At 52.3% G+C, this 12,431-nt stretch carries 12 protein-coding genes; 4 read left to right on the top strand and 8 right to left on the bottom strand.

The annotated features are described in order from the left end of the window. The first annotated feature begins 2 nt into the window (after window positions 1-2). From holB to metG, 3 genes are read left to right on the top strand one after another with little or no spacing between them, the layout of a single operon-like run. Complete coding sequence (gene holB / locus GEOB_RS10700) at window positions 3-965, top strand: DNA polymerase III subunit delta' (protein WP_012647234.1); 963 nt, start codon at window positions 3-5, stop codon at window positions 963-965. 55 nt (window positions 966-1,020) lie between these two features. Continuing rightward, a complete protein-coding gene (locus tag GEOB_RS10695; protein WP_012647233.1) occupies window positions 1,021-1,971 on the top strand; it encodes a PSP1 domain-containing protein in 951 nt (316 codons plus the stop codon). Then, window positions 1,968-3,497: a methionine--tRNA ligase gene (metG, locus tag GEOB_RS10690; protein WP_012647232.1), complete on the top strand. Its 1,530-nt coding sequence runs from the start codon at window positions 1,968-1,970 to the stop codon at window positions 3,495-3,497. The genes GEOB_RS10695 and metG overlap by 4 nt, the downstream gene beginning before the upstream one ends. Window positions 3,498-3,531: 34 nt before the next feature. Here metG and GEOB_RS10685 read toward each other — a convergent pair whose 3' ends face one another. After that, window positions 3,532-4,128, bottom strand: coding sequence for a YdcF family protein (locus GEOB_RS10685; protein WP_012647231.1), 597 nt, complete (start codon window positions 4,126-4,128; stop codon window positions 3,532-3,534). Between the two features lie 101 nt (window positions 4,129-4,229). On the opposite strand from GEOB_RS10685, the gene rpmB reads away from it, so the two are divergent. After that, a complete protein-coding gene (rpmB, locus tag GEOB_RS10680; protein ID WP_012647230.1) occupies window positions 4,230-4,421 on the top strand; it encodes a 50S ribosomal protein L28 in 192 nt (63 codons plus the stop codon). A gap of 225 nt (window positions 4,422-4,646) precedes the next feature. On the opposite strand, the gene GEOB_RS10675 is transcribed toward rpmB, so the two are convergent. The 7 genes from GEOB_RS10675 to GEOB_RS10645 all read right to left on the bottom strand — a co-directional run bounded on the left by GEOB_RS10675 (window position 4,647) and on the right by GEOB_RS10645 (window position 12,403). Further along, window positions 4,647-5,033 carry a RidA family protein gene (locus tag GEOB_RS10675; protein WP_012647229.1) on the bottom strand — a complete coding sequence of 129 codons (387 nt, stop codon included), beginning with the start codon at window positions 5,031-5,033 and terminating at the stop codon, window positions 4,647-4,649. A 98-nt stretch (window positions 5,034-5,131) separates the two neighbouring features. Then, window positions 5,132-7,282 carry a RelA/SpoT family protein gene (locus GEOB_RS10670; protein ID WP_012647228.1) on the bottom strand — a complete coding sequence of 717 codons (2,151 nt, stop codon included), beginning with the start codon at window positions 7,280-7,282 and terminating at the stop codon, window positions 5,132-5,134. 135 nt (window positions 7,283-7,417) lie between these two features. After that, window positions 7,418-7,627: a DNA-directed RNA polymerase subunit omega gene (gene rpoZ / locus GEOB_RS10665; protein WP_012647227.1), complete on the bottom strand. Its 210-nt coding sequence runs from the start codon at window positions 7,625-7,627 to the stop codon at window positions 7,418-7,420. A gap of 94 nt (window positions 7,628-7,721) precedes the next feature. Continuing rightward, window positions 7,722-8,330 (bottom strand): guanylate kinase, encoded by a 609-nt coding sequence (gene gmk / locus GEOB_RS10660; protein ID WP_012647226.1) that lies wholly within the window; start codon window positions 8,328-8,330, stop codon window positions 7,722-7,724. Window positions 8,331-8,367: 37 nt separating this feature from the next. Beyond that, entirely contained in the window at window positions 8,368-9,246 is an 879-nt protein-coding gene (locus GEOB_RS10655) for a YicC/YloC family endoribonuclease (protein ID WP_012647225.1), read from the bottom strand. Window positions 9,247-9,386: 140 nt separating this feature from the next. Next, window positions 9,387-10,538 carry an ATP-binding protein gene (locus GEOB_RS10650; RefSeq protein ID WP_012647224.1) on the bottom strand — a complete coding sequence of 384 codons (1,152 nt, stop codon included), beginning with the start codon at window positions 10,536-10,538 and terminating at the stop codon, window positions 9,387-9,389. Window positions 10,539-10,729: 191 nt separating this feature from the next. After that, complete coding sequence (locus GEOB_RS10645) at window positions 10,730-12,403, bottom strand: capsule assembly Wzi family protein (RefSeq protein ID WP_012647223.1); 1,674 nt, start codon at window positions 12,401-12,403, stop codon at window positions 10,730-10,732. Between the last annotated feature and the right edge of the window lie 28 nt (window positions 12,404-12,431).

Raw genomic sequence — 12,431 nt, 5'->3', positions numbered from 1 at the left:
AAATGTCTTTTGCCGATATCCTGGGTCAGGACACCCCGATCAGTGTTCTCAAACGTTCCCTGGCAGCTGGCAGGCTTGCCCATGCTTATCTTTTCGAAGGTGTGGAAGGATGCGGAAAAAAGACAACCGCCCTTGCCCTCATAGAAGCCGTTTTCTGCGGCAAGGGCGACGGCTGCGGCCATTGCCCCTCCTGTCGGAAAATTAGTTCGATGCAACACCCGGATATGCACCTGATCGAGCCGGATGGGGCCTTCATCAAGATCGACCAAATCAGAAGCCTGCAGAAAGAGCTTGCATACCGGCCCTTTGAAGCACCGAAGAAAGCGTGCATCATCGACGGGGCAGAGCGTCTCAATCAGGCGGCAGGCAACGCCCTGCTCAAGACCTTGGAGGAACCGTCAGGCAATGCCCTGATCATCCTGGTAACATCCCAGCCGTCCGTAGTGCTGCCGACCATACTGTCCCGCTGCCAGCGGCTTGTTTTTCACGGACTTCCGGAGGAGACGATAACGTCATACCTGATCAGTAAAGGTGTCGAAAACGAGTCGGCACATCTTTCTGCATCGTTGGCCGGGGGCAGCATCAACAATGCCTTGGAGATAAGTAAAGGCGAAATTCTTTCGGAAAGAAAGCAGCTCCTGACCAGGCTCTTCGGGCTATCCCTGACAGATATCGCCCCACTTTTCCTTGCTGCCGAAGAGCTTGCAGCGGAGAAAGAAAAAGCCGTCGCAGTCCTTGAAGTGCTGATGTCATTCCTGCGAGACATGCTTCTGCATAGCGCAGGCGATACGGATATGATCAACACCGATCTTTTACCGCTTCTGGAAGAACAGGGAAGAACGCTTTCCAGGGCCAGGATCATGGAAAAAATCGAGCACGTTGCTTCAACAAGAACTGCCTTGCTGCGCAACGTCAATACGCGTCTGGCCCTGGAAGTTCTGTTCATGAGGCTGGCAGAGCGCTAATATCAGGTAGACACAAATCAACTGAAAGGGGGCATACACCCCCGGAGGAAATATATTGATCAAGATTGTGAAAATACAGTTCAACCCCGCCGGCAAGCTTTACGACTTCAATGCCAACAACATTGAACTGAAAGCCGGCGACAAGGTAATAGTCGAAACGGAACGGGGCAAAAGCATCGGCTCGGTGGTTGTTGCCCCCCGTGAATTTCCTGAAGAACACCTGCATGAAGGGCTGAAAAACATCCTCAGGAAAGCCGACGCGGCCGATCTGGCTACAATAGCGACAAATGCAGCCAAGGAAAAGGAAGCCCACCGCTTCTGTCTGGAAAAGATCAAGGAACGCGGCATGGAAATGAAGCTGGTGCGCGTCGAATATCTCTTCGACGGCAGCAAGGCCATCTTCTATTTCACAGCCGACGGCAGGGTAGATTTCCGGGAACTGGTGAAGGATCTTGCCCATGCTTTTCACACCCGCATTGAAATGCGCCAGATCGGGGTGCGCGATGAATCGAAAATGGTGGGGGGAATAGGCATCTGCGGCAGAGAGCTCTGCTGTTCTTCATACCTTCGTGAATTCGAGCCGGTATCGGTAAAAATGGCCAAGGAGCAGAACCTGGCCCTTAATCCCACCAAGATCTCCGGCCAGTGCGGAAGGCTTCTCTGTTGTCTCTCATACGAATTCGACACCTACTGTTCCCTGAGAAAATGCCTGCCCAAGTGTGGCAAGCAGATCAAGTGCGGTTCAGTGGAAGGAGAAGTGGTAAAATTGAATGTGCTGCAGGGTACGGTTACGGTGAAGTCGGAAAGCGACGGACTGGTAACCATCAAAGGGGATGACATAAAACCGGAGCACATATCGGACCGGCAGAAGAAGCCGCAGAAACCGGAAGCGGAAGAGCAGGTAAAGGCGGATGCAAGGCCTGCGTCCACCGGAAGCCAAGGAAACAAAAGCCGCAAGGACCGCCGGACCAGAAATACCGATAAGCCCAAGAAGGAGAGACAATGAGCCGCGCCTTTTATGTTACAACGCCCATTTACTATGTTAATGACGTTCCCCACATCGGGCACGCCTATACGACACTGGCAGCGGATGTCCTGGCTCGCTACAGGCGCCTGAAGGGCTATGAGGTCTTCTTCCTCACCGGCACCGATGAACATGGCCAAAAGGTGGAAAAGGCGGCCAACGCAGCAGGCGAGACGCCACAGGAACTGGCAGACCGGGTTATGAAGCGCTTTCAGGCGCTATGGGAAAAGCTGGATATCTCATACACCGACTTCATCCGCACCACCCAGGAGCGCCATAAAAAAGGGGTTTCGAAGATATTCAAAGATGTCATGGAAAAGGGAGACATTTACCTGGGGGAGTACGAAGACTGGTACTGCACGCCGTGTGAGACATTCTGGACCGAGACCCAGCTTATCGACTACAAATGCCCCGATTGCAACCGCCCCACGGAGAAGCTCAAGGAAGAATCCTACTTCTTCAGGATGAGCAAATACCAGGAGCAGCTCCTGGCCCACATAGAAGCCAATCCCGATTTTATCCAGCCCAAATCGCGGCGTAACGAGATCATCTCCTTCGTCAAGGAAGGGTTGAGAGATCTTTCCGTCTCCCGCACCACCTTCAGCTGGGGCATTCCCGTCCCCGGCAACGACAAGCACATCATCTACGTCTGGTTCGATGCCTTGGCCAACTACATCACTGCATTGGGTTATCCTGAAGAATCGGGCAACTTCGATAAATTCTGGCCGGTGGATGCCCATCTGATCGGCAAGGACATCCTTCGCTTCCATGCTGTCTACTGGCCCACATTTCTCATGGCGGCCGGACTTCCTCTGCCGAAAAAGGTCTTCGCCCATGGCTGGTGGACCATCGAAGGGCAGAAGATGAGCAAAAGCCTGCAAAATGTGGTTGAGCCCAACATGCTCGTGGAAAAGTACGGAGTGGATGCCGTCAGATACTTCCTGCTGCGCGAGGTTCCCTTCGGCCTGGACGGCGACTTCTCCCATTCGGCACTGGTGCACCGCATCAATTCCGACCTGGCCAACGATCTTGGCAATCTGCTCAATCGCTCTACGGCCATGCTCAACAAGTATTTCGGCGGAACCGTACAGGCACCGGCCGATCTCACCGATATGGATCTGGCGTACCAGGAAAAAACAAGGGAAATGGTGCGACAGGTGGATATGCATCTGGAAGAACTGGCTTTCAGCAAGGCATTGCAAGCCATATGGGAAGTGGTCTCAGCCGGTAACAAGTATATCGACGAGACCGCCCCATGGACCCTGGCCAAGGATCCGGTCCAGAAGGAAAGGCTTGCAACGGTCATGTATTGCCTGCTGGAGTCCCAGCGCATCGTCTATCAACTTGTCTCCGCATTCATGCCCCAGACAGCGGTCAAAGCCCTCTCCTACCTGGGCGTTACCGATGCACCGAATGAAAATGGCCTGCGGTGGGGCGGACTGGAATCGGGAACACAGGTTACCAAAGCCGAAGCATTATTCCCCAGGATAGAAGAAAAAGCAGAATAGGGTAAACTTAGGGAACAATCCCATAGTCGGGGCCCTATTTCACAGCAGACTGCAGCTCGGTTGGGGCAAAGAGGAAGAAAACCCTAAAAAGACAATACTTGTAGAACTCGCTGAAGAGCAGCCGGAAACTGCCGCTGTGATTCCACCATTCCTCCTTCAGGTTTTTCGTATCCACCGGATGGGGATAGATGGCGATGTCTTTCGGCAGGACGTGGCGGAAAATGAGAGTGGCCCGCTTCATGTGATAGCGCGATGTGATGAGTTCTATGGAATCGATATTGCGCCCTACTATCATTTCCCTGGCATAGAGTGCATTTTCTAGGGTGTTGCGGGATACTTTCTCCAGATAAACCCCTTCTCCGCTTCGCTCCCCCTTCCGCTCCCGGAAAAGATCGCTTTTGCGCACCGAAGGATCGACACCGATCAGAAAAAGCCAGCGGGCATGGTTTTCCCGATATAAGCGGCTGCCTTCTTCGATACGTCCCCTTCCCCCGGCAAGAACGACGATGGCATCACAGTTCAGATCCCGCTGCCGTTGGGAAAAAGTTTTATAGGTAAAATCAACAAATAGCACGACAATTACCAGCAGAACTATGACAAATAAAGAGAATATGCCACGCAAAAAGGCCATTTTCATAATCCTTTAAAGTAACTGCGCAAAAATTTAACTTGCATCACCATAGGGTTTTTGCTATAAATAACAGCTTCAGTAAATTCGGAGGGTACAGAGATATGTCCAAAGTATGTGAAATATGCGGTAAAGGTCCGAGCTTCGGTAACAACGTCAGCCACGCCAATAACAAAACCAGCAGAACCTGGTACCCCAACCTGCAGAAGATAAAAGCCGTTAAAAACGGAACCGTTCGCAGCATCAAGGTCTGCACCCGCTGCATCCGCTCAGGCCATGTAACGAAGGCGCTCTAAAAACTGTTCTAAGTTCTAGGTTCGAGGTTACAATCTTAAGCTAAGCCGCCGCGAGTATTCGTTGGCGGCTTTTTTTCGTAGGTTTAAAGCGGTGACAAGTGACATTAAAGCAGTGACAAGTGACACGTGACTTGTGACAAAAGACACCGGACCTCGTCACCCGTCACCGCCACCAATCACCAATCACCAATCACCAATCACCAATCACCAATCACCAATCACCAATCACCAATCACCGAAAGCTATAACCTCGATCTCAACCTTTACCCCCCGGGGCAGCCCCTTCACCTCCACAGTGGAACGAGCCGGCGGGTCCACTGGGAATCTCCTGCCGTAAATCTCATTGACTGCCGCAAAATCTGCCAAGTCCGTAAGGAAGATGGTTGTTTTCACCACGGCGGTAAAATCGACACCGACCGCTGCCAACATGGCGCCGATGTTTTCCATGACCTGCTCCGCCTGCTCGGCACAAGTGGCGCCTCGTATCTCTCCCGTCACAGGATCAAGTGGGATCTGCCCGGAAAAAAAGATAAAGCCACCCGCTTTCACCCCTTGGGAATATGGTCCAATGGCTTTTGGCGCCTTTTCCGTAGCGATTATTTGTTTTTTCATAAATTCCCCCATACAGACAGTTCTACGTTCGAAGTTCAAGGTTCGATGTTAAAAAGCGGCACAGCTCCTCACCAATCACCAATCACCAATCACCGTCTCTAAGACTTGAGCCGGTCCACCTTGATCACGCCCTTCACCTTCATGACGCTGTTGAAGACCCTGTTCAGGTGATCCAGATCGGTTACATCCACTTCGAACGTATTGATGCCCCTCTTGTCGACGGTGCTCTGGATGGATGCACTAACGATGTTTGCTTCGCAGTTGGTGATGGCGGTGGTGATATTGGCCAGAATTCCTTTTTCGTCGTGACAGGCGATCCGCATCTTGACCGGCAGGGCCGTTTTTTTACCCTTGTTCCAAGCCACGTCGATACGTCGCTGCGGATCGCTATCCAGGGCAAAGGGACAGTCGGCGGTATGCACCGTGACTCCGCGCCCCCTGGTAATGAAGCCAACGATGTCGTCGCCGGGCAAAGGATTACAGCACTTGCCGAAACGAACCAGGACATCGTCCACACCGCTGATCTGTATGGCACTGGAAGATTTACCCTTGAGTTTCTGGATAACCTTGCCGACGCGGGTTTCCTTGCGGTCCTGGGCCTCTTCGAATTTCTCGGCCGGGAAAAGCTTGCCCAGGATCTGCTGGCATGACAGCTTGCCATAGCCAACCGCTGCCATCAGGTCGTCTTCGCCGACGAAACCGAATTCGCCAACCACCCGTTTCAGCTCGCCTGTTTTCTGCACTTTTGAAAAGTTCTGGGAATAGCGGCGGAACTCCTTTTCACAGATTTCCCGGCCAAGGGTTATGCTGCGCAACCGCTCTTCGGTCTTGATCCAGGCACGGATCTTGTTCCTTGCCCGGGAGCTCCTCACTATTTTCAGCCAGTCCTTACTGGGGGTATGGTGGGGTGAAGTGATGACCTCAACTATATCGCCATTCTTCAGCTCATATTTCAACGGCACGAGCTTGCCGTTTACCTTGGCGCCCACACAGCGATGGCCGACGTCCGTATGGACGCTATAGGCAAAGTCTATTGGCGTCGATCCCTTGGGATAGCCTTTCACATCCCCCTTGGGCGTGAAGACATAGACCTCCTCCGGAAAGAGTTCGACCTTCACGGTGTCCATGAATTCCCGTGAATCATCCAGCTCTTGCTGCCATTCCAGCAACTGGCGCAACCAAGTGAAGCGCTTTACCTCTTTTTCATCATAACCTTTGCCTTCCTTGTATTTCCAGTGGGCAGCGATGCCCGCTTCTGCCACCCGATGCATCTCCGAAGTGCGGATCTGCACCTCCATCCTCTCGCCATAGGGGCCTATCACCGTTGTATGCAGGGATTGGTACATGTTCCCCTTCGGCATGGCGATGTAATCTTTAAAGCGACCAGGAATAGGCTTCCAGGTGGAATGAATGATGCCGAGGACTTCATAGCATTCCCTGATATCCTCGACCATGACGCGGATGGCGATAAGGTCGTAAATCTCGTCTATATCCACACTGCGGCTCTGCATCTTCCGGTAGATGGAGTACAGGTGTTTGCTCCTGCCGGACACCTCTCCCTTTATGCCGTGATCCACGAGCTTGGCCTTGATGATCTGCATCACCTCATCCACGTAGGTCTCGCGCTCTTTCTTCTTCTTGGTCACCTTGGATGCAAGATCGTAATAGATCTGCGGGTCCAGGTAGCGGAAAGAAAGGTCCTCCAGCTCGCTTTTCACCCAGGATATACCGAGCCTATTGGCTATGGGCGCGTAGATATCCAGCGTTTCCTTGGCGATGCTCCGCTGTTTCGGTTCCGGCTGGTACTGAAGAGTCCGCATATTGTGCAAGCGGTCGGCCAGCTTGACCAGGATGACACGGATATCGTTGGCCATGGCGAGAAGCATCTTGCGGAAGTTTTCCGCCTGGCTCTCCTCCTTGGTCTTGAAATGAATCTTGCCGATCTTCGTAACACCGTCAACCAGTCGGGCGACTTCAGGGCCGAACATTTCCTCCAGTTCTTCAAGGGTTGTCAGGGTATCCTCGACCGTATCATGGAGAAGACCCGTGACGACCGTCGGTACATCAAGCTTCAGCTCAGCCAGTACCCCCGCCACCTCCATGGGGTGCACAAGATAAGGCTCACCCGAAAGCCTGGTCTGTCCCTGGTGAACCTTGGCACAGAAAACATATGCCTTTCTTACCAGTTCCAGGTCACAGGAAGGATTATAGGAAGAAACCTTTTCCAGTATGTCGTTCAGCCTGATCATTGAAAGTCAGCAACCCCCAGTGAGGCGTAAGGTGTGAGGGGTAAAGCTGTTTCTCCTCACTCTTCGCTCCTCACCGCATTTTGAAGACAAAAAAAGGGCGGAAGCGCAATGTTCCCCCCTTTGACAGCCTTGAGATTAGCGGCTTTTGCGGCTGCTAATCTCGAAATTCACTTTGCCGGCGGCAATTTCGCGAAGAGATACGACCACGTTCTTGTTGGCGGCCCGGTTGTCTATGAGGGGCTTTGCACCCTTGAAAAGCTGCTTCACCCTTTTCGACGCCAGCATCACCAACAGGAAGCGATTATCGACCTTTTCCAGACAATCCTCAACGGTAACTCGTGCCATTATATGCTCCTTTAAAAACCGTTCTATGTTCTATGTTCTATGTTCAAAATTCGAAGTTCGAGGTTAAAACCTCACCAATCACCAATCCCCGCCTCTATATCTCAAACAACTCAGATACCCCTGTCAGTACGCGATTTGTCTTGCATTGCTCGGCAATCAGCACTGACTTCAACTCTTCTACCGCCTTGGGAAAAACATCATTGATGATGATGTAATCATACCAGCGCGATTCTTTAATTTCGCCTGCAGCAGCCTCGATACGGCGATCAATGACCTCGGGGGCATCGGAACTGCGGCAGTCAAGACGGCGGCGCAGCTCCTGGTAGCTGGGGGGCAGTACAAACAGGTATACGGCTCCATTATATCTTTTTTTCAGCTGATGCGCACCCTGGCAGTCGATATCCAGTATGACATCTATCCCCTTGGTCTTATATTCTTCAAGGGTTTTGAGGGCAGTACCGTAAAAATTGCCATGAACCTCGGCCCATTCGGCAAATTCATCCGCTGCCACCATGCGTTTGAATTCATCAAGGGATATAAAAAAATAATCCCGGCCATGTACCTCGCCGGGCCTCGCAGAACGCGTAGTGTAGCTGACAGAATGCCGCAAGTTCGGGAAAATGTCAATTACTTCCTTGCACAGCGTGGTCTTCCCCGCCCCCGAAGGAGCCGAAATAACAAACAAAATACCTTCACGTTTCATTGTCGTTTCCTTCCCTCACCCCTCACCATTCACCGTCTCACTCGACATTTTGCACCTGTTCGCGGATCTTTTCAAGTTCAGCCTTGAGTTCGACCACACAGGCCGCGATTTCCCCATCGTTGGCCTTTGAACCGATGGTGTTCACCTCCCGGTTGATCTCCTGCAGGAGAAAGTCCAGCTTGCGACCGACCGGTTCCGTGAGGACAATGGTTTCGTCAAATTGCTGCAGATGGCTGTTGAAGCGAACCAATTCTTCGGTAATATCGCAACGGTCGGCCATGATTGCTATTTCCTGGGCCAGACGCTCCTCGGTCACGGTACTGTCACCGGAAAGCTGGGCCACACGCTCTTTGAGCCTGACGGCATAATCGGCAACCACCTGCGGCGCACGCCCGGCAATGCGCGCAATAAGAACAGAAAGGAAAGCCCGCCTTTTTTGCAGATCATCCAGCAGGGCCTCACCTTCCCGGCTGCGCATTGCATCCAGATTATTTGCAGCAGACTCGACAGCGGCAAGAAGCTCGGTCGGGACAGACTCAGGAACAGCAGCAATTTCACCCGCGCCAATTACATCTCTCTGGCCGGTAATTAGAGAGAGCGGCACCTCTTCCTTCAAGCCGATGGCATCCCTGATACTGGAAAAAGCCTGATAGTACCCCTTGGCCAGCTCCAGATTTACAACGGGCATGGCACCGCCGGCAGCAGTCTCCTCACGCTGAATGAAGACTTCTATCTTACCCCGCTTCAGCTTTTGGCCAACCGCCTTTTTCACCTCATTCTCGAAGGGCATGTACAGCCGGGGCAGCTTGACGAAAATCTCGCCATAGCGATGATTGACCGACCGTATCTCCACCGTCAGTTTGCCAGTTTGTGAATCTGCCTCGGCTTTGCCGTAGCCGGTCATGCTTTTGATCATTTTGTCTCCTGTGAAACAGTTCTACGTTCGAAGTTATTGTCACTTTCTCTTGTCTTTATTCGTGTTCATTCGAGTTATTCGTGGTTAAGGCTTTTAAGGTTATCCTCACCAATCACCAATCACCAATCACCAATCACCAATCACTGATTGACAATTTCAGAAAGTTCCACAGCCGGCAATGCTTCGACACCCTCCCCGATCGGATAGCGGTCTCTGCCCGGATATACTACATACCCCTTGTGACAGCCTAGATCTTTGAAAGCAAACCAAAAGCCCTTTGACACTTTAGGGGTGGCGGAATATTTTACCTCGACTGCGATCTTTTTCTTCCCATCGGCGAGAATCATGTCTATTTCTGCACCAGCGTTTGTGCGATAGAAAAAAGACTGATAGCCATCAGGGAGCGTAGCCAGTATCTGCTCGATCACGAATCCCTCCCACGAGCTGCCAACACCAGGATGGCTCATCAAGAGATCCTCAGTACCCAGTTGCAGTAAGCTATGGAGCAATCCTGTGTCTCGCAAATATATTTTCGGTGCCTTGGTCAGACGTTTACCGGTATTTGCGAACCACGGTTTCAGTTGCCGGATAATGAACGTATCCTCAAGAACATCGAGGTAATGCCGCATAGTCGTCGATGAGAGCCCCATGCCGGCAGCGATGTGGCTGGCATTCCAGAGTTGCCCATTCAGGTGCGCCAACATTGTCCAGAAACGGCCCAGTTGTGCTGCAGGAATACGTACGCCAAGCTGGGGAATGTCCCGCTCCAGATATGTGGCAATAAAGGCTTGCCGCCATTGGTGGCTTTCAGCATCAGATCCGGCAAGGAAGCTGTTGGGATAGCCACCACGCAACCATAGTTTACGGATACTGTCGGAACCGGTTTCTGTGAGACAAAGGGGTGGTAACTCATGATAGACAACACGTCCGGCAAGGCTTTCCGACGCATGACGCATGAGATCAGGTGAGGCTGATCCGAGAATCATAAAACGTCCAGGACGTCGTTCCTGATCAACCAATGCCCTCAGTAGGGCAAAGAGCTCCGGTTTACGCTGGATCTCGTCAATAATGATCAGTGCATCGCTATGTTCCCGCAGGTATAATTCCGGTGATTGCAGTTTGTTAAGATCGGAAGGGAGTTCCAGATCGAGATAGATGGTGGAGCCACCATACTGCCCGGCCAACTGCTTGGCAAGCGTGGTTTTGCCTACCTGGCGCGGCCCCAAAAGCGCGGTGACCGGAAACGTTTGCACCGACTTCATCACCGCCGCATATTTAAATCGCTCAATCATGCTTGCAGATTACAACCCAGGGTTTCGATTTGCAAGCAAAATATGGGTTCCATTGCTGAGGAATCACTTCTCATCCTTCTCAGTTCTATGTTCTATGTTCGAGGTTCGAGGTTCGAGGTTAAAAAACTGTTCACTGTTCACTGTTCACTGTTCACTCTTGACTCTTCACCCTGTCACCAATCACTGCCCATTCAATATCGATAGGTTATTTCCGCAACAAAGAGCTGATTCTTCCTGCCTGCCCCTGGGACAAGGTCAAAGTTGCTGATCCGCTCATACCCATAGGTCAGCTCGGCATCCATATCGCCGTAGATGGGCAACCGCCAGTGGATTCTTCCTGCGTGCTTCCGTTCCACCGCCTGCAGGGTCCCGTTGGCATCAAAGTTACCGGAACTGTCCACCTTCACCCGCCCCAGGTTGCCCCGTTGGGTGAAGATGTATTCGAGGGCAAGGTTGTTGCGTACGGAAAACCAATGACTATAGCGGGCAAAGAAGTCCTGAACGGCCCCGCCTTGGGAATGTCCGATGGGCAGCCCTTTGTAAAGATACCCCTCCGGAAAGGTGCCGTTGGTATAGAGGATCTGGTTGCCCTGGAAAAACTCGAAGCGGAAATCATTCCTGCCGTCACCCGTCAGGCGGGGGATATAAAAGCCGGCCACATAGCTCTCAACTATAGGCCAGAATGAAGCGGTATCCTCGCCTGAAAACTCCCCGTATAGTTCCGTGTTGCGCAGCCATGGCATGCGATAGCGAAGTTCGAAGCCAGCCATTCCATTGGAATTGTCGGCACTGGTGCCACCGATCAACCCACGTAAAGTATCGCCGGTGCCGCTCTTAACGCCAGGCCCCCCAACTTGCCGGCCCAGGTTGAAACCAATCTCCAGATTGTCGGTCGGCTTCGATACCAGCTTCAGTGCGTAAAACCATGGCTGACGCTCTACTCCGCCGGTATTGGTCTTGTCGAACCGTGACGCGATAAGGGCATACTTAAGATCACCTAGCCACGAAAGCCACCCGACACGCACCGGCTCCGGGCTTGACAGTTTTACAAGGGTAAAGTTTTCGGCATTACTGGTAAGGGTAATATTGCCGCGATAGCCTTGGCCAAGCCAGTTCTCGTCCTTGCCAAACTCAAGCTCGATGCCGCCGCCTCCAAGCTTGACGTAACCGCGATTCATCCTGATCCGATTATCATCCCCGATGAGAATGGACGGTTCAATGAGACCGGTCACCTTATCACTCAGATAGGCCTCCGCCGCCCAACGAAGCTCGCCATTGCTGCCGTCACGGTAAATAACGCCGTTGTTGTTTTCAAGAAGCGGCGTCCCCTCGGCCCCACGCTGCTGGGCAGGCGATGGGTAAGGATTTATCGGTCGCAACCCTGAGCCAAGGCCGAAGACACCGTCATCGCCGGGATCATGGACTGGACGCTCATAGTTGCGCGATGTACCATCCAGGTAGACATAGCGGAAACGCAGGGAGGAGATCAGATTGTGGTCGAGAACCGGCGGCTTTTGATCAGGATTTTTACGCAGCGATATCTCACGGGGGATCAGATCATGAATGCGGGCGATCAGTTCATTTGCAAAAGGCTGTTGGCCTACGTCGGCGGCAGTAAGGTTCCCTTCCGCTTCGAGCACGAGCCTTGCAGCTTCAGCCTTGGAAAAAGGCCTGATGCCTTTTACATCGCTTTTTATCAAACCAAGACCACCAAGCTTTTCCAGGTAGGAATAGATGGGGCTATCGAGGGGGATATTGGAAGATGAAAGAGCCCAGGCACTAGGTGCAGTGCCGACCAGACAATAACCTGCTGATATCAGGGCGCAGAACAACCAGAGATTGCAAAAATAAAATTTACCAGACATGAACACCTGCGATCTTCATCACCGAATC

It is taken from the genome of Geotalea daltonii FRC-32, from assembly GCF_000022265.1.
Classification (GTDB): Bacteria; Desulfobacterota; Desulfuromonadia; order Geobacterales; family Geobacteraceae; genus Geotalea; species Geotalea daltonii.
The sequence above is the reverse complement of the archived record's forward strand: the minus strand, read 5'-3'. Positions and strand labels throughout refer to the sequence as shown.